Source organism: Pseudomonas fluorescens (genome assembly GCF_000967965.1).
Taxonomy (GTDB): Bacteria; Pseudomonadota; Gammaproteobacteria; order Pseudomonadales; family Pseudomonadaceae; genus Aquipseudomonas; species Aquipseudomonas grandcourensis.
In genome coordinates this window covers 400732-417974 of the sequence record NZ_LACC01000002.1, presented here as the reverse complement: position 1 = coordinate 417974, position 17243 = coordinate 400732, and the positions used below count along the sequence as shown (strand labels likewise).

Sequence of the window (17243 nt, the reverse complement as noted above, 5' to 3'; positions counted from 1 at the left end):
CGAGTTCACGCCCGATACCGTACAATTTGAAAACTCCGCAATAGCGGGGCTGTAGGTGGCCAGGGATCAATATGACTTTGCATAAAGTGCCCACATGTTCGTTTTTCGGCCGGTGAATAAACAGGTTGCGGAGATTTCAGGTTGTTTTAGCGGAATACAGCGAACAGTTACTCCAAGTTCTCCGATGGCTTTTTCAACTTTTTTGTCTTCGCTGAAGGGGGCGAGAACAAAGGCGCTAAGTTTTGCGTTCTGTTTGAAGTGCTTTTTGAATTCGTCCAGAGTAGTGACCGTTGTGGTGTTGTCGGACAATCTCTTCTGTGCCGCCTCTAACATGTCTTTTTGAAGGGTTGCCAGTGTTTTCGAGATGTTATTAACTAAATCTTCAGTGTCAAGTTTCAGGAGGATTTTGCAGTTGTTTCGACAGGAATAGGACACCACATTTTGCTCCAGTTCCTTTATGCCAATCTCGATCCGGACAGGGACGCCACGCTTGATGTGGTACCACTTTTTTTCGCCACTGTTCATGTCCCGCCAATCAACACTGGCCCGAAGGTTTTGCCCTTTCAGTTTTTTCCGACAAATTTGCTTTTGCAGTTTTTTGCAGTAGTCATGAATGGCATCTGCATTCTGTTCGTTGCGCACGATCGGGATAATGACGACCTGCGTCGGTGCCACGAGGGGCGGGAGTACTAGTCCATCATCGTCACCATGGGCCATGATCATCGCGCCGATCAGTCGCGTGGATACTCCCCAAGACGTGGTCCATGCCAGTTCTTTTATCCCTTCTTTGTTCACGAAGCGGATGTCTGAACTCTGTGCGAAGTTCTGGCCTAAAAAATGAGAAGTACCTGCTTGCAGGGCCTTGCCGTCTTGCATCATCGCTTCAATGGTGTAGGTGCTGACGGCGCCCGGAAAACGTTCCCAAGAGCACTTTTCGCCCTTGATTACTGGTATGGCCAGGTGCTCGGTAGTAAAGCGCTCATAGATATCCAACATCTTTAGCGTTTCGACCAAGGCCTCATCATGAGTTGCGTGAACGGTGTGACCTTCCTGCCATAGGAACTCCGATGAGCGCAGGAAAATCCGGGGACGCATTTCCCAGCGCAGTACGTTCGCCCATTGATTGATAAGCAAAGGCAGATCCCGATAGCTTTGTACCCATCGTGAAAAGGATGCACCGATGACCGTTTCACTGGTGGGCCTGATGATCAACGGTTCTTCTAGTGTTCCAGCGGGAGTAAGCGCTCCATCCGTTGATTTTTCGAGGCGGTGATGAGTTACAACTGCGCACTCTTTGGCAAAGCCTTCAACATGCTCGGCTTCTTTTTGAAGAAAGGATAATGGAATCAAAAGTGGAAAATATGCGTTTGAATGTCCTGTGTCTTTGATTTTCTTATCAAGTTCTCGTTGAATTTGCTCCCATATGCCATACCCCCAAGGACGGATAACCATGCAACCTCGAACTGGAGAGTTCTCAGCCATTTCCGACTGGGTAATCACTTGTTGATACCAGTCAGAAAAGTTTTCATTTCTTGTAGGTGATATTGCGTTTTTCATAGGACCCTTGCTTTGAAGTCGAAATTGTTATTCGAAATGGTGTCGTAAGGGGTAGGTATATTTATTGAGCTTTGAAATTTCAAGACTTCATGTGTGGTTTTTCATATTTCAGAAATTTCCTTCAGAAGGATCTTTCTTTTTGTAAAGTTACTCCGCTCTTCGACGTGTTCGTCGACCACAAATAGCCCCCAATGCAATCGCTTCGGGGGCTATGGCACTCACTGAGCCCCAAACATCGCCGTCCAGTAAATCCCCGCATCGCTCTTCGGATCGGTCGCATACGCCGCGCCCAGTTCGCGGAACTGCGGGTTCATCAGGTTGGCGCAGTGGCCAGGGCTGACCAGCCAGCCTTCGACCACCTTGCGGACGCTGTCCTGCCCGGCGGCGATGTTTTCGCCGATCTGCTGGAAGTTGTAGCCGGCCAGTTCTGCGCGGTCGCCCGGGGTGCGGCCATCGCGGTCCTTGTGATCGAAGTAGTTGTTGTTGGCCATGGAGCGCGAGTTGCCTTCGGCGGCGGTGGCCAGCGTGGCGTTCCAGGCCAGCGGCGCGGTCGCATTGAAAGACTGGGTGCCGCATTGACGCGGCTTGGCCCGTGCGGCGTTGAGTTCGATGAGCAGCTTCTGGCCCTCGGTCTGCCAGTCGCCCAAGTGTGAACTCAGCAGTGGCCGCGCCACGACGATGCGCCACTGATTGTCCTGGCGGCTGACGCCGACATCGACGAATTGCGGGTCGAGGACGATCTGGCAAAAACTCTCCTGGATCGCCTTCATCGCCGAGGCGGCATCGCGAGGCCCGGACAGGCTGATGGCTTGCACATTCTTCATGGGATAACCCGCAGTGGCCATGGCCTGCTGCAGATTACCGATGCTCGAGGCGGTCAGCACCAGGCGTGGGTCGGCCGACAGCGGCGGAAGCTCCGATGAAACCTGGCCGGCGCAGCGCTGCAGTTGGCTGCGGTAGACGTTGATCGATTCGATCAATTGCGCTTCGTCGGCCGCCAAGGCGTTGGCGGCGAATACCAGGCCCAGTGACACACCGACCAAACGCATTGCGGATGAAATGAAACCCATGAAAATCCCCCTTGAGCAGATTGCGCCCATGATGCGCGAAGTTGGCCGATCTAAGACAACGGATTTATCCAGAGTGTAGTGGGGTGGGCGAAATCATTTCACTACTAGACTGAATCGAACCACTCACCGAGTGACACCGACCATGCGCCTCGACTGGATCGCCACCTGCCTCGCTCTCACGTTGCTTGCCGGCCCGGTGTCCGCTACGGATCAAGCGCAAAAGCAGCAAGCGGCCGAGAACAAGGCCGAGGTGCTGGAACAGAAAGCCGCCGAGAATAAAAGCCCCGCAGCGGCGCCCAAGGCCGAAGCCATTACCCCGTCCGAAGTCCAGGCCGTCGACCCGGCGGGTGCCGCGCCGCTGGACGATGCGATCACGTGCCTGGCCCGGTCCATTTACTGGGAAGCCAAGGGCAAGGACGCCGCTGACATGGAAGCGGTGGCCAATGTGGTCATGAATCGCCTGGGCCACGAAGGCTTTCCGGACACGGTGTGCAAAGTGGTCAAGCAGGGTTCGGAGACCAGGAGTTGCCAGTTTTCCTGGTGGTGCGACGGCAAATCCGATTCGGTCCAGGAAGAGGTGCCTTACGCGATGGCCAAGGAAATCGCGCGCAAGGCCCTGAACAAGGAACTGCCGGACCGCACCCAGGGTGCCCTTTATTTCCATGATCGTACCGTCAAGCCGGATTGGGCCAGGGAATACATCAGGACCGTGGATATCGGCTTGTTCCGTTTTTACAAACCTCATGACGGATCGGCCAGGTAATAGCGGCTTTTTCGGCCAAATATTTTTTTTTTGCTGTGGTTGTGCGAGGTGTTATCGAAACTGAAATGTTTCTGTTTTATAAGCTTCATAACGAAACCGTGCGCGAATGACGCGATAAGCAGGAACTACACATGAAGCTGACGAGGGTCTGGATCAGTAATCTCGCGCCGATCACGGCGCATTCGCTGGCGTACGCTCTATGACCGTCCTGGTCACCGGTGCGGCCGGTTTCATCGGTTTTCATACGGTCCAGCGCTTGTGCCGCGAGGGGCAGGAGGTCGTCGGTATCGACAACCTCAACGACTACTACGACGTGGAACTCAAGCAGGCACGCCTCAAGGTGCTGGAGACTTTGCCGGGTTTTCGCTTCCGGAAAATGGACATCGTCGATAAACCGGCCCTGATGAGCCTGTTTCGAGAACACGCTTTTACCGAGGTGGTGCACCTGGCTGCTCAGGCCGGGGTGCGTTACTCGCTGGACAACCCGGATGTCTATGGGCAATCGAACCTGGTGGGTTTCCTCAATGTGCTCGAAGCCTGTCGACACCATCGCCCCGAGCACCTGATCTACGCCTCGAGCAGCTCGGTGTACGGTACCAACAGCAAGATGCCGTTCAGTGTCGAGGATCCTGTCGAACATCCCGTTTCGTTGTACGCCGCCACCAAGCGCTCCAATGAACTGCTGGCCGAAAGTTATTGCCATTTGTATGGCTTGAAAGCCAGTGGCCTGCGCTTTTTTACCGTCTACGGTCCGTGGGGCCGCCCGGACATGGCGCTGTTCAAGTTCACCGACGCCATCCTCAAAGACCTGCCCATCGATATTTACAACCAGGGGCAGATGTCCCGCGACTTTACCTACGTCGACGACATTGTCGAAGGTATCGCACGACTACGCCCAAAGCCACCGGTGCCGGAAGGCTCCGCCGCCGGTGTAAACAGGCTCTTCAACATCGGGCGTGGCATGCCGGTGGCGTTGCTGGATTTCGTCGAGTGCCTGGAATCAGCCCTGGATCTGCAAGCCAGGCGCAATTATCTGCCGATGCAGGCCGGTGACGTGGTCAAGACCTGGGCCGATGTCTCGGCACTGGCCGAGTGGGTGGGCTTCAGCCCGCAGGTGACGCTCGAAACTGGTGTAAGAGAATTTGTGAAGTGGTATCGGCAGTTCTATCAGATTTGAAGCGTTCGCCTCTGATCTCGAAAAATCAAAAAGGGCGAGAGAGACCCATGAGCCAAGACATTTTTGTATCCGTACTGATTCCCGCCAAAAACGAAGCGAACAACCTCAAGCCGTTGCTTGAGGAAATCCGCGTCGCATTGGCCGCTGAATCGTACGAAATCATCGTGGTCGACGATGGCAGCACTGATTCGACCCTGCAGGAACTGCGGCAGATTCGCCAAAACGGCTTGAACACCTTGCGTATCCTGCATCACGAGCGATCGCTGGGGCAGAGCACCTCGCTGTACCACGCGGCCCGTGAGGCTCGCGGGCAGTGGCTGGCGACCCTCGATGGCGACGGCCAGAACGACCCGGCGGACATTCCCGGCATGCTGGCGCTGGTGCGCGGCGAACCGGGCAAGGTCGATGTGCAACTGGTCGCCGGGCATCGGGTCAATCGCCGCGACACCGCAAGCAAACGCTACGCCTCGCGGTTCGCCAACAACCTGCGCCGCCGCCTGCTCAAGGACGCCACCCCGGACACCGGTTGCGGCCTGAAGCTGATCGAGCGCGCGGCGTTCTTGCGCCTGCCGTACTTCGACCACATGCATCGCTACATTCCGGCGCTGATCCAGCGCCATAACGGGCGCATGATCGTGCACCCGGTCAACCACCGGCCGCGCACGGCCGGGGTCTCGAAATACGGCAACATCGACCGCGCGCTGGTCGGCATTCTCGATTTGATCGGTGTCTGGTGGCTGATCAAGCGCACGCGCCTGAATACTCACGCCCAGGAGCTCGAAGGATGATGTTGTCTCGTGAAACCCTGTGGCTGCTGGTCGGCTTTGCCGGGCAGGTTGCCTTTACCGGGCGGTTTGTCTTGCAGTGGTTGTACAGCTAGTACAAGAAACGCAGCGTGATCCCGACCAACTTCTGGTACCTGAGCATCGTCGGCAGCACCTTGTTGCTTGCCTACGCCATCTACCGCCAGGACCCGGTGTTCATCGCCGGGCAGGCCTTTGGCTCCATCGTCTATTTCCGCAACCTGCAATTGATTGCCAAAAGCAGAAGCGTAAAGGAATAAGTAATGCGTAGATCGTTGTCGCCCAGGGTCGAGTGCCTGGGCCTGATGCTGCTTGCCCTGTTGCTGATCGGCGCGGGCATGGGCCTGCGCCAGGCACAGAATGTGGACGAAGAGCGTTTCCTCGGCGTCGCACTGGAGATGCTGCAGAACGGCTCGTGGCTGATCCCGCACCGGGCCGCCGAAATCTATGGCGACAAGCCGCCGATTTTCATGTGGACGGTGGCGTTCTTCACCTGGTTGACCGGCAAGCCCAACATCGCCCTGTATATCCCGGGGCTGTTTTCGGCGGTGACGGTCACGGCGATGGTCTATGACCTGGGCCGTCGCCTGTGGACCCAGCGTACCGGGCGCAACGCCGCGTTGTTGTACCTGGCGACCTACCAGACCTACAGCATTTTGCGCACCGGGCAGATCGACAGCCTTTTGATTCTGTTCACCTCCCTGGGCCTGTACGGTCTGGCGCGGCACCTGCTGCTGGGACCTGCGTGGCGCTGGTTTTACGCGGGTTGTGCGGCCATGGGCATTGGCGTGATCACCAAAGGCGTGGGTTTCCTGCCGGCGCTGTTGCTGATTCCTTACGCCTATGCGGTGCGCAAAGGCTGGCCCGGCGTGGTGGCCATGCCCGGCGAGGCGCGCAAGTGGTTGCTCGGGTTTGCGCTGATGCTTGGCGCCATCGCGATCTGGCTGTTGCCCCTGGCCTTGTCCATCATCGTCAATGGCAGCGCCGACGAAGTGGCTTATGCGCGGGAGATCCTCCTGCACCAGACCGCAGGCCGCTATGCCGCTGCGTGGCATCACCGCGAACCGTTCTGGTATTTCTTCACCAACGTGATTCCGCAGTACTGGCTGCCGTTGGTGCTGGTGCTGCCATGGCTGGTGCCGGCCTGGCGCCGGCAGTTGCAAAAACGAGATGGCCGGGTGTTGGTCTTGCTCGGTTGGGTGGTGCTGGTGGTGCTGTTTTTCTGCATCAGCACGGGCAAGCGCAAGTTGTACATCTACCCGGCGCTGCCTGGTCTGGTGCTGGTCGCCGCGCCGTTGATCCCGTGGCTGCTCAAGCGCTGGTTCAAACGCCACCCGCGTTTGCGCCGGGTGTTCCCGGCACTGGTAGCGACCTGGTTCGCGCTGTGGTTCGCCCGTGGTTTCATCGAACCGCTCAAGGAAGGCACCAACATTGATCAGGTGCTCATGGCGCAGGCTGCGACCATGACCCAAGGCGCCGATCTGGTGCTGGTCAATTGGGAGGAAGGGCACTGGTTGTTTGCCCGTCAACCGATCGTGCATTTCGGCATGGATTACTCCTCCATCGAGAAGGCTGCGCAGTATCTGCGCGAACACCCCAAGGCCTACGCTTTGGTGCCGGATGACGTACTGAACCAGTGCTTCAAACCCGAAACGGCCCGTGAACTGGGGGAAAACTCCCGGGCGAACTGGTCGATCGTGGGCGCGGATGCCGACAACGGCAAATGCCTGCCGCAAGAGGCCGGCAAAGCCTATCGGTTCACCTGGAATGACCCGCATATGCCAGCACCGCCGGCGCAGGTGGCTAATCCCTGAGGGCAAAAAAAGGGCCGCTTGAACAAGCGGCCCTTTCTCTTCGTTCGTCGCCTGTCACTGACTGGCATCCAGCACCACGCGGTAGCGTGCCTTGCCGCTGCGCAAATGATCGATGGCTTCATTGATCCGGCTCATGGGAAACATCTCGACCTGCGGCAGGATCTGATGGCGGGCGCAGAACTCCAGCATCATCGCGGTGTTGGCCGGTGAGCCGACCGGCGAGGCGGACAAGACTTTTTGCTGGGGAATCAGGTTGAATACGTGCACCGGTATGGCATCGGGCACGACGCCGACAAAGTGCAGGCGACCCTTGCCGCGCAGGGTGGCGAGCATGGCGGTCCAGTCGAGGTTGGCGTTGGCGGTGACCAGGAGAAAGTCCAGGGTGCCGGCAATGGCATTGAGCGCATCGGTATCGGTCGAGGCGACCACCTTGTGCGCGCCCAGGCGCTTGGCTTCGTCCTGCTTGCTCAGCGATGAGGTGAACGCCGTGACTTCGCAGCCCCAGGCGTTGAGGAAGCGTAGCGCCAGGTGACCGAGGCCGCCGATACCCACCACGCCGACCCGGTCGGTGGGCTTGATGCCGAATTCCACCAGCGGGTTGAACACGGTCGAACCGGCACAGAACAACGGCCCGGCCATCGCCGGATCGAGCCCGGTCGGGATCGGCAGGGCCCAGGCCCAGTGCGAACGAATGCGGTCGGCAAAACCTCCGTTGCTGCCGATGATGGTCGGTTGCACGGTGCGACACAGGTTATGCGAGCCTTCGATGCACGATGTGCAATGCATGCAGCTGCCCTTGTACCAACCGATGCCCACCCGTTGCCCCATTTCCAGGCCGCGAACCTGGTCGCCCAACCGCACGATACGGCCGACCACCTCGTGGCCGGGAATGAACGGGTAGTGGCTGATGCCCCAGTCGTTGTCGATCAGCGACTGGTCGGAGTGGCAGACGCCGCAATATTCCACGGCGACTTCCACCTCATCGCTTCCCAACGGGCCGGGATCGTAGCTAAAGGGTTCCAGTGGTGCGCCCGCTGCGGTGGCGGCCCAGCCGGTAAAGGTGGTGAGTTCGCTGCTGTCGCTCATGGGATACCTCCAGATCAGAAGTCAGGGGTCTTGGCCGCTTTGGTGCAGCGGCGGAGCGAGGAAAGTGTAGCGGGTCATGGGCGTTCCATTGGGTGCGCGCCTGGAGACTGTTGGTTTCGGTGTTACCTCAGATCTGCAGATCGATCACGAAGGCATCATCGAAATCAGGATTTTCATTGATGCCATTCTTGGCATAGCCCCGTGGGTTGCAGACCACGCGGGTGTTGCCCACCCGATAATCAAAGCTGCCATGGGTGTGGCCATGCAGCCACAGTGCCGGCTGCCAGTCTTTGATCCGCGCTTCGAGGTCCGAGACAAAACTTGAGTTGATTGGCGAACCGGCAAAGGTCGGGCTGATGCTCGACCGCGTCGGGGCGAAATGGGAGACCACCACCGTAGGCGTGCTGCTGTCGCGGGTGAAGCAGTCTTGCAGCCAGGCGACCGTCTGCAGAAACACCAGCTGGGAAATGGCCGGTGTGAACAGGTCTGGGAAATCGGGGGCGACTTTGATGTGGCTGAAGTCACGGATCAGCTGGGTCGCCAGATCGATGCCCAGCGCCCGATCCGCGGGGCTGTCGAGAAGGCGATAGTCAGACCACAAGGTGCAGCCGAGAAAACGCACGCCGTCGTGGACGTACTCCGAACGTTCCAGAATGTGGATCTGCGTACCTTGCGCCAGACTGTTCAATTGCTCGTAGGTGGAGACCAGGTCACTGCCATAAAACTCGTGATTACCCGCCACGTACAACAACGGAACCGGGCACGCACTGGCCCACTCGATGGCCTTGGGCGGCCGGGCGATGTCCCCGGCGAGCACCACAATATCGGCATCCACGACGGGAAAGGGGATCGCGTTGACGGACAGGTGCATGTCGGACAGCAAGGCGATGCGCATGGATCAACTCCGGCGTGTGTTGAAGGGCAAGTCATTCAAGTTACGCGTTGATAACCCGTTGCCACAAGCCTGCTGGGCACCGGGTGGCGCACAAATAGTTACGCCACGCCGCAGTACAATTGTGGGAGCGAGCTTGCTCGCGATGGCGGTCTGGCAGTCACTTTGTGGGTGTCTGTCATGCCGTCATCGCGAGCAAGCTCGCTCCCACAGGGAATTGCAGTGCACACAGAGATGGTGCATGGCAGAAAACATTGTGGGAGCTTCAGTGACCGCCAATCCCACGGCCGGCCACAATCCCTGTGGGAGCTGTTTACTTCAAATACCACCCCCACGGCTGGTCGCTGACGTACTCGGTCACCTGCTTGACCTCAAGATAATTGTGCAACCCCCATTGCCCCAGCTCCCGGCCAATGCCGCTGTGTTTCATCCCGCCCCAGGGTGCTTCGACGAAGGTCGGTTGCGAGCAGTTGACCCAGACGATGCCGGCGCGCAGCTGGTTGGCGACCCGGGCGGTGCGTTGCAAGTCAGCGCTCATCACGGCGGCAGCCAGGCCGAAGCGGCTGGCGTTGGCCATTTGTACTGCTTGCTCTTCGGTCTTGAAGCGCTTGATGCACAGCACCGGGCCGAACACTTCTTCACGCCACAGAATGCTGCTATGACCGGGCTCGTCGAAAATCGCCGGCTCGACGAAGTAACCTTCGCGCAAGTGCGCCGGTCGCCGTCCGCCGGTGAGCAAACGGGCGCCGCTGGCCAGGCCCTGGTCGATGAAACCGAGCACCTTGTCGTATTGGCCCTGGCTGACCAGCGGCCCGAGCAGAACGCCGGGCTGCATACCGGGGCCGATGCTGATCTTGCGGGTTTCTTCCACCAGTCGTTCGATCAGGCGCGGAGCGATGGTTTCCTGCACCAGCAGGCGTGAAGTCGCGCTGCACACCTGACCCTGGTTCCAGAAAATCCCGAACAGAATCCACTCCACGGCGGCGTCGACATCGGCGTCGTCGAACACGATGAGCGCAGACTTGCCGCCCAGTTCCAGGCTGATGTTCTTGATGTCCCGCGCCGCCGCCGACATGATTTTTGCGCCGGTGGGCACGCTGCCGGTGAAGGCCAGTTTGTCCACGCCCGGGTGTTCGGTGAGGGGGCTGCCGGCGTCGGCGCCGAGGCCGGTGACCAGGTTCAACACCCCGGCGGGCAAACCGATACGATCCGCGGCGGCCGCCAGTTCCAGGGCGGTCAGCGGCGTCAATTCGGACGGTTTCAACACCACCGTGGCCCCGGCGGCCAAGGCTGGCGCGACCTTCCACGCGGCCATCAGCAGCGGGTAGTTCCAGGGGATGATCTGCCCGGCCACGCCAATCGGTTCGTGGCGGATGCGGCAGCGGAAACGCGCGTCCGGCAAGGCCAGAGGCTGATCCTGTTGCTGGTCCAGTTCACGGGCCAAACCGGCGTAGTAACGGAAGCAACCAATCGCATCGCCAATGTCCCACTGCGCTTCGGGCAAGGGTTTGCCGTTGTCGCGCACTTCCAGTTCCGCCAGCGCCTGCTGGCCACTTTCCAGTTCATCGGCCAGCGCCTCCAGCCATTGCCCGCGCTCGGCGCCGCTGGTCTGGCCCCAGCCATTGTCGAAGGCGCGACGGGCCGCACGCACGGCATGGTCGACATCCTCTTCAGTGCCTGCCGCGACCCGGTGGAAGACTTGCTCGGTGGCAGGGTCGATCACGTCCAGATAGCCGCCCAGGTCCGGGCTGACCCATTCGCCGTTGATGTAGAGCTGATCACGCATGGTGCGACTCCTGGACGCCGGTACGGCGGTTTTGCAGATGGCGGGAAGTGAACAGCAGGGCCAGCGACACGCAGATGATCACCGTGGAAATCGCGTTGATCTCTGGCGTCACGCCGCGGCGGATGGAGGAAAAGATGTAGATTGGCAGCGTCGTTTCGGAACCGGCGACGAAGAACGCGATGATGAAATCGTCGAAGCTGAAGGTGAACGCCAGCAGGAACCCGGCCATGATTGCCGGGCTGATCTGCGGCAGGGTTACCCGCCAGAAGGTGTCCATCGGTGGCGCGTACAGGTCCGCCGAGGCTTCGAGCAAGGCCTTGTCCAGCGAGTCGACACGGCTGCGCACGATCACCATCACCAGGGCCATGGTGAACAACGAATGCGCGGCGATAACCGTAAAGAAGCCCATGTTCAACTTCGGCACTGTCGGCAACCAACTCGCCAGCAGCGGGTTGATCAGGTCGAACAGGCTGATGAACGCAATCAGCGTCGAGATGCCGATGACGATGCCCGGCACGATGATCGCGCAATAGGTCAGGGCATCGAACAGCAGGCGCACTTTGGCGCCGCAGCGCTGCAAGCCGAACACCGCCAGGGTGCCGAACAGCGTGGCAATCACTGCCGAACTGAAAGCGATCAGCGCGCTGTTGCCCAGGGCTTCCATGATGAACGGGTTACCGAACGCGGTGCCGAACCACTGCACCGAGCAGCACTGGAACGTAAGGCCACTGCGCCCGGCGTTGAAGCTGAACAGCACGATCAAGGCAATCGGCGCGTAGAGAAACAGGTACAGCGAGGTTGAATAGCTGCGCAGCCACATGTCACAGGCCTCCGTCGGCAGGGCGGCCGCCGTAGCGCGCCACCAGTTTCAAGTACACGCCGATGATCAGCAGCATCATCGCCACCAACGTCATGGCCAGCGCACTGCCGAACGGCCAGTTGCGCGATTGCAGGAACAGGTCGACCAGCGCGTTGCCGACAAAGAACACCTTGCCGCCGCCGAGAATGGCCGGGATCAGGAACTCGCCCATCAACAGGATGAACACCAGCATCACCCCGGTGATGATCCCCGGCGCGGACAGTGGCAGGGTGATCCGGCGAAAGCTTTCGAAGGCACTGGCGCCCAGGTCCGCCGAGGCTTCGAGCAGGCGCTTGTCGAGTTTTTCCAGGCTGACGTAGATCGGGAACACCATCAGCGGCAGGTAGCCGTAGACAATGCCGATCAGCACCGCCCACGGCGTGTTGATCAGCCGCACATCTTCAAGACCGAGGCTGGCCAGCAGCGCCGGAATACCCTTGCCGCTGAGGATGAAGATCCAGGCGTAGGTGCGGATCAGGAAACTGGTCCAGAACGGCACGATCACCAGGGTCAGCAACAGCGAGCGGTTCCTGCTGACCTTGACCGCGAGGAAATACGCCAGCGGATAAGCCGCCACCAGGCACACCAGGGTGCCCAGCGGCGCCAGCATCAGCGTATTGCTGAACGCCGCGCCGCGAGAACCGAGGTTCAGGTAGTTGGCCAGGGTGAAGCCACCGGCGTAACCGCCCACGGCGCTGCGCTCGCCGAAACTGAAGACCAGGATGATCACCAGCGGCATCAACAACAGCAGCAGGAACCACAGGGTCGAAGGCAAGAGCATCAGCAGGGTGATGCGCCGGCCGAGGCTGCGCCGTTGGCGAACCTCGACCGACAGGGCATGGCCCGGCTGCACCGTTTGCGGGTGGGCGGCGGCATTCATGGGTGACTCCTCATTGGCCATGGTCAAGCGATCAGGCGGACTTGAAACGCGCCATCAGTTCGGCGCGCGCCGGGCTGGTCAGCGTCGCGGCGGCACCGAACTCCAGCGGGCTCAGGGCCTCGGCGGCGGGGTACATGATCGGATCGTCGAGCATCGCCACCGGCAGCAGCGCGTCGACACGCTTGTCGCCGCTCGGGTAGCCGTGGCTCAGCACTTCCAGCTTGTTGTGCTGCGGGTCGAGCAGGTAGTTGATGAAGGCGTAGGCGGCGTCCTTGTGCTCCGAGCTTTTGGGAATCGCGAAGAAGTCGCTCCACAGTTCGCCACCTTCCTTGCCCAGTTCGAACTGCATTTGCGCGTTGTCGCGGTGCAGTTGCGAGGCGTCGCCGGTCCAGGACATCGCCAGCCAGGCATCGCCGCTGCGCATCGACGGCTGAATGTCGGAGTTGATCGCGAACAGGTGCGGCTTGACCTCGATCAGCAGCTTTTCCGCGTCGGCCAGTTCTTTCGGGTCCAGGGAGTTGAAGCTGTAGCCGAAGCTTTTCAGCGCGTTGCCGATGGCGGTCAACTGGTAGTCGTGAACCATCGTGCGGCCGCTGGCCGGGCCTTGGGCGGCGGCCCAGAATTCCTTCCAGCTGGCGGGGCCGTTCTTCAGCTTGCCGGCGTCGTAGAGCATGCCGGTGGTGCCCCAGTTTTTCGGCACCGCGTAGACCTTGCCGTCCACTGTGCCCTGGGCCATGAACTTCTGCTGGAACGCCGAGGCATCGAAGTTGGGGATGCGCGACAGGTCCAGCGGCTCGATCAGCCCCAGGCCGACGTAGGTGCTGATGGTGTAGTTGGTCGGCACCAGCACGTCCCAGCCACTGCCGCCGGCCTGCAATTTGGCGAGCATTTCTTCGTTGGAACCGAACACGCTCATCGACACCCGGGCGCCGGTGGTCTTGCCGAAGGTGTCGAGGTTTTCCTGGCTGTGGTAGTTGGGCCAGGTCGCCAGCGACAGGCGATCACCCAGCTTGGCCTGTTCGGCGGCCTCGGCGGAGGAGGTCAGCAGGCCGGGCATGTTGGTCGCGACCACGGCGGCAGCGATCCCAAGGCCCGTGCGGCCAAGGAACTCGCGGCGGCTGATCGAGCCGTTCTGCCAGCTGCGCAGGGTTTTTATAAAAGTCTTCTGGTCCATAGCACGCTCCACATCCGGTTGATGAAACGAATCGATGATTTACAACGCCATGGCCAGGCCATTGGCGTGATCCCAGCCGACGCGCACTGGCGCGCCGTGTTCGAATGCATTGGCGCCGTGATCCTGCTGGCGCGGCACCCGCACGCAGACCACGCCGAAGGCCTGGGTGCGCACGCGGTACTCGGTGGAATTGCCCAGGTAGATGCGGTCCTCGACGCAGCCTTGCAGCTTCACTTCCCGGGTCATCTCGGCGTTGGCGCTGGCGATGCTGATCAGCTCCGGCCGCACCGCAATGCAACCAGCGGCGTTGGCACTCAGGCCTTTGCCGGTCGGTGTCAGCGGGCTGGTCAGCTCCAGCCCTTGCTCGGTACGCAGCACCACCGAGTTGCCGGTGAGCTGGCGCACGGTGCCGTCGAACAGGTTGGACTCGCCGATAAAGTCAGCCACGTAACGGCTGGCCGGGGCTTCGTAGAGTTGTTCCGGGGTGGCGGTCTGGATGATCGAACCGTTGTGCATCACGCTGATGCTGTCGCTCATCGACAGGGCTTCTTCCTGGTCATGGGTGACCAGTACGAAGGTGATACCGACCTCCCGTTGCAAACGCAGCAGTTCCGACTGCATCTCCTTGCGCAGCTTGCGGTCCAGCGCCGCCAGCGGTTCGTCGAGCAGCAACACGGTCGGCTTGTTGACCAAGGCGCGGGCGAGGGCGACACGCTGTTGCTGGCCGCCGGACAATTCACTCGGCTTGCGTTGGCCAAAGCCGCTCAGGCGCACCATCTCCAGCGCCTCATCGGCCATGCGCAGTTGCTGCTTTTTGTCCGGGCGCGGGGTGCGATAGCGCAGGCCGTAGGCAATGTTCTGCGCCACGGTCAAATGCGGGAACAACGCGTAATGCTGGAACACCATGTTCACCGGCCGCTCGAAAGCCGGCACACCGGCCACGCTCTTGCCGGCCAGACGAACCTCGCCGCTGGTGGGCTGTTCGAAGCCGGCGATCATGCGCAGGGTGGTGGTCTTGCCACAGCCCGAGCCGCCGAGAAAGGAATGAAACGAGCCACGCCGCACCGCGAAATCCAGACCGCTGACGGCCTGCACCTCGCCATAGCGTTTGACCACATTGCAGAATTCGATATCGCTTGGCGGGGTGTTGTTCACGAGACGGGCTCCCTTGCAGTGATGAATCAGTGCGTCGGGGGCCAAACTAGCAATCGGGGTTTTGCGGTGTATATATCCCTTGGGGGATAGGAGGGGGTGGAGAAAGTTTTTCAGTAGACGTATGGCGTAACGATCATTGATAAACCCCGTGTTCAATCCGGGCCAGATAATTCTCAACCTTCTGGAAGCCATGCGAGTTGCGGATCAGTTCCAGCGGGATGTTGCCTTCCAGACCCTTGCAAGGTCTCTTTAGCCAGTCCTTAGCCAACCGCTGATTGCCAAGCACATTGATGGCGTATTTCAGGATTTTTACATACCGGACTGTATTTTTTTGCTGGTTTAGAGGTGCCAATTTAGTCTCCTTCGCCATCTCTTGTATTTGCCTGGAGCTGCCAAATTAAACCTCGCACTTCCGACGGCCAACCCTAAAAGCGCGTGGGATATTTCCTGAATCTATAGAAAGATTTCAACGCTGGCAGGTCGATTGAATCCAGTCATTCAGCATGGTTTAAACATGCGTGTTTAATAGCTGTAAGCGTTACTTCATGAAAGCTACAACGCCTTGCGTCGTTGCCTACAGGTACGCCAGAATCCGCCGGCTTGTGCGCCTTGGGGCTGGGTTTTATCGTTTGTCGGTCGCTGAATAACAACAGTGATCGGGTTTGGTAGCCCGGCTATGTGAGGTGCAAAGCGTCATCATCTGCAGCGTTTTTTTACTCTGCTTTATGGTGGCCATGCACAGGGCGCCTTTGGGCGCGCCGGTCTCCTTGCATCCCGGTCTACCAACCTGCGTATGGCCACCACCCTTCGTTTGGTAGCGTGAGAGTGATGGCTCCTTTTACGATGTAAGGAGTTTCACTATGTTCAAAGTCACACCCAACCCGCCGGAAACCGATCCCGCATCCCCGTACGAAAGCCTCGATTCAAACAAGCTCCACGAAGCCGCCGAGCGCGCCCTCGATCATTACCTAAACCCCGGCCCTGCAATCATGGCCACCCCGCGCAAACCCGGCACGATGTTCATCGTCAATCCCGAACTCAGTGCCGAAACCTTGCTGGTGCACGCGTGTGAGTCGCTGGCGTCGGCCAATGTCATGGCCAACGATCTGGTGGATCATCTGGAGGGGACGAGCCGCAATGCGCTGTTGGGGATTGCGCAGGTGATCATGCTGGGTGAACTGGCGGTGAACCGGGCGCTGGATCAGCTTGATCCGCCCTGACCACAATCTTCAGATCACCAGTAGACCTGTGGGAGCGGGCTTGCCCGCGATGGCGGTATGTCAGACACATCAATGTTGAATGGGTTGCCGCTATCGCGGGCAAGTCCGCTCCCACAGGGATTTGCGTATACCGACAGGCCTCAGGCTTGCAGCTTGAGGCCGGAAGCCTGCAACGGATCTTCCGTCAACTCCCGAATAAACAACCCCAGCAACTCCGACTGGCTCCCAATCCCCAGCTTGGCGTAGATGTTCTTGCGGTGAATCTTCACCGTGCCGGGGCTGATGTTCAGTTGTTCGGCCACCGAGGCGCTGGAGTGGCCGCGCAGTAACAGTTGAACGATTTCCTGCTCGCGGCCGGTGAGGATGTGCGCGCCGAAATGGTCGAAGGCTTCGCGGATCTTGAAGTCCAGGTCTTTCGCCGGTCGCGGCTCCTGAGCCTGACGCAAACGCCAGGCCTCATTGATGACCTGCTCGACCACCGCTTGCGCGCACTCGACCAATTGCATTTCATCCCGGCTGAACGCACAGCTGGCGCTCGATCGCATCAACGACAACACCGCCATGGCACCACCGCCGAGGTCGACGAAGAACGCCACTTCCTCGGCCAGTCCGGTCTGCTGGTAATAGGTCAGGAAGTACTCGCCGAGGTAGAAGTGGTCGGGGGCGAACTGGCGCAGACGCCACAGCCCCGGCGCCTGCCCGCGTGTGCACGCCAGGTAGAACGGGTCGAGCAGGTAAGGCCCGCACTGATAGTCGTCGACATACACCGCCCGCTTGTCCGCCGAGAAGGTATCGAACAACGCCAGTGGCCGGTGATTGCCTTCGTAGACAAACAACACGAAATGATCGACCGGGCAGATTTGCCGAAGCCAATGGCTCAACCCCGACAGCCGCCCATGCCCGGCAGGCAGGTCGAGCAGGTGGGCGACACCGGTGGTCCAGACTTTCAGTTCCTTGGGGCGCATGGCGGCTACAGGCAGAAGAGGATGGCCATTGGATGCACAAAG

The 17243-nt window shown here is 59.8% G+C and carries 16 protein-coding genes and 1 pseudogene; 6 read left to right on the top strand and 11 right to left on the bottom strand.

Translation table 11 applies throughout. From position 1 onward, the window contains the following. Window positions 1-66: 66 nt before the first annotated feature. Window positions 67-1557: a proline--tRNA ligase gene (proS, locus tag VC35_RS01830; RefSeq protein WP_046037394.1), complete on the bottom strand. Its 1491-nt coding sequence runs from the start codon at window positions 1555-1557 to the stop codon at window positions 67-69. Between the two features lie 218 nt (window positions 1558-1775). Further along, on the bottom strand, window positions 1776-2627 hold the full coding sequence (locus tag VC35_RS01825) for a CAP domain-containing protein (protein ID WP_046037393.1): 852 nt from the start codon (window positions 2625-2627) through the stop codon (window positions 1776-1778). Window positions 2628-2769: 142 nt separating this feature from the next. Between VC35_RS01825 and VC35_RS01820 the strand changes: the two genes are divergently transcribed. From VC35_RS01820 to VC35_RS01800, 5 genes and pseudogenes are all read left to right on the top strand, one after another. Continuing rightward, a complete protein-coding gene (locus VC35_RS01820; protein WP_046037392.1) occupies window positions 2770-3390 on the top strand; it encodes a cell wall hydrolase in 621 nt (206 codons plus the stop codon). A 199-nt stretch (window positions 3391-3589) separates the two neighbouring features. Next, window positions 3590-4567, top strand: coding sequence for an NAD-dependent epimerase (locus VC35_RS01815; RefSeq protein ID WP_046037391.1), 978 nt, complete (start codon window positions 3590-3592; stop codon window positions 4565-4567). A gap of 47 nt (window positions 4568-4614) precedes the next feature. Beyond that, on the top strand, window positions 4615-5355 hold the full coding sequence (locus VC35_RS01810) for a glycosyltransferase family 2 protein (protein WP_046037390.1): 741 nt from the start codon (window positions 4615-4617) through the stop codon (window positions 5353-5355). Next, window positions 5352-5630 (top strand): annotated as a pseudogene (locus tag VC35_RS01805) (lipid-A-disaccharide synthase N-terminal domain-containing protein). Before VC35_RS01810 ends, VC35_RS01805 begins: the two are co-directional and overlap by 4 nt. 3 nt (window positions 5631-5633) lie before the next feature. After that, window positions 5634-7184 (top strand): ArnT family glycosyltransferase, encoded by a 1551-nt coding sequence (locus VC35_RS01800; RefSeq protein ID WP_046037388.1) that lies wholly within the window; start codon window positions 5634-5636, stop codon window positions 7182-7184. A gap of 54 nt (window positions 7185-7238) precedes the next feature. Here VC35_RS01800 and ahr read toward each other — a convergent pair whose 3' ends face one another. The 8 genes from ahr to VC35_RS01760 all read right to left on the bottom strand — a co-directional run bounded on the left by ahr (window position 7239) and on the right by VC35_RS01760 (window position 15368). Beyond that, window positions 7239-8270, bottom strand: a complete 1032-nt coding sequence (ahr, locus tag VC35_RS01795) for an NADPH-dependent aldehyde reductase Ahr (protein WP_046037386.1) — start codon at window positions 8268-8270, stop codon at window positions 7239-7241. Window positions 8271-8397: 127 nt separating this feature from the next. Continuing rightward, window positions 8398-9165: a metallophosphoesterase gene (locus VC35_RS01790; protein WP_046037385.1), complete on the bottom strand. Its 768-nt coding sequence runs from the start codon at window positions 9163-9165 to the stop codon at window positions 8398-8400. Between the two features lie 310 nt (window positions 9166-9475). Beyond that, window positions 9476-10948: an aldehyde dehydrogenase family protein gene (locus tag VC35_RS01785; protein ID WP_046037382.1), complete on the bottom strand. Its 1473-nt coding sequence runs from the start codon at window positions 10946-10948 to the stop codon at window positions 9476-9478. Next, window positions 10941-11768 (bottom strand): ABC transporter permease, encoded by an 828-nt coding sequence (locus tag VC35_RS01780; protein WP_046037380.1) that lies wholly within the window; start codon window positions 11766-11768, stop codon window positions 10941-10943. The genes VC35_RS01785 and VC35_RS01780 overlap by 8 nt, the downstream gene beginning before the upstream one ends. 1 nt (window position 11769) lies before the next feature. Continuing rightward, window positions 11770-12687 (bottom strand): ABC transporter permease, encoded by a 918-nt coding sequence (locus VC35_RS01775; RefSeq protein ID WP_046037379.1) that lies wholly within the window; start codon window positions 12685-12687, stop codon window positions 11770-11772. A 31-nt stretch (window positions 12688-12718) separates the two neighbouring features. Then, complete coding sequence (locus VC35_RS01770) at window positions 12719-13861, bottom strand: ABC transporter substrate-binding protein (protein WP_046037377.1); 1143 nt, start codon at window positions 13859-13861, stop codon at window positions 12719-12721. Window positions 13862-13900: 39 nt separating this feature from the next. Then, complete coding sequence (locus VC35_RS01765; protein WP_046037375.1) at window positions 13901-15016, bottom strand: ABC transporter ATP-binding protein; 1116 nt, start codon at window positions 15014-15016, stop codon at window positions 13901-13903. A gap of 133 nt (window positions 15017-15149) precedes the next feature. Next, window positions 15150-15368, bottom strand: coding sequence for an MbcA/ParS/Xre antitoxin family protein (locus VC35_RS01760; RefSeq protein ID WP_223467356.1), 219 nt, complete (start codon window positions 15366-15368; stop codon window positions 15150-15152). 508 nt (window positions 15369-15876) lie between these two features. Here VC35_RS01760 and VC35_RS01755 point away from each other — a divergent pair. Next, window positions 15877-16236 (top strand): DUF6124 family protein, encoded by a 360-nt coding sequence (locus tag VC35_RS01755; protein WP_046037373.1) that lies wholly within the window; start codon window positions 15877-15879, stop codon window positions 16234-16236. Window positions 16237-16376: 140 nt separating this feature from the next. On the opposite strand, the gene VC35_RS01750 is transcribed toward VC35_RS01755, so the two are convergent. After that, entirely contained in the window at window positions 16377-17201 is an 825-nt protein-coding gene (locus VC35_RS01750) for a response regulator transcription factor (protein WP_046037371.1), read from the bottom strand. Window positions 17202-17243: the final 42 nt, after the last annotated feature.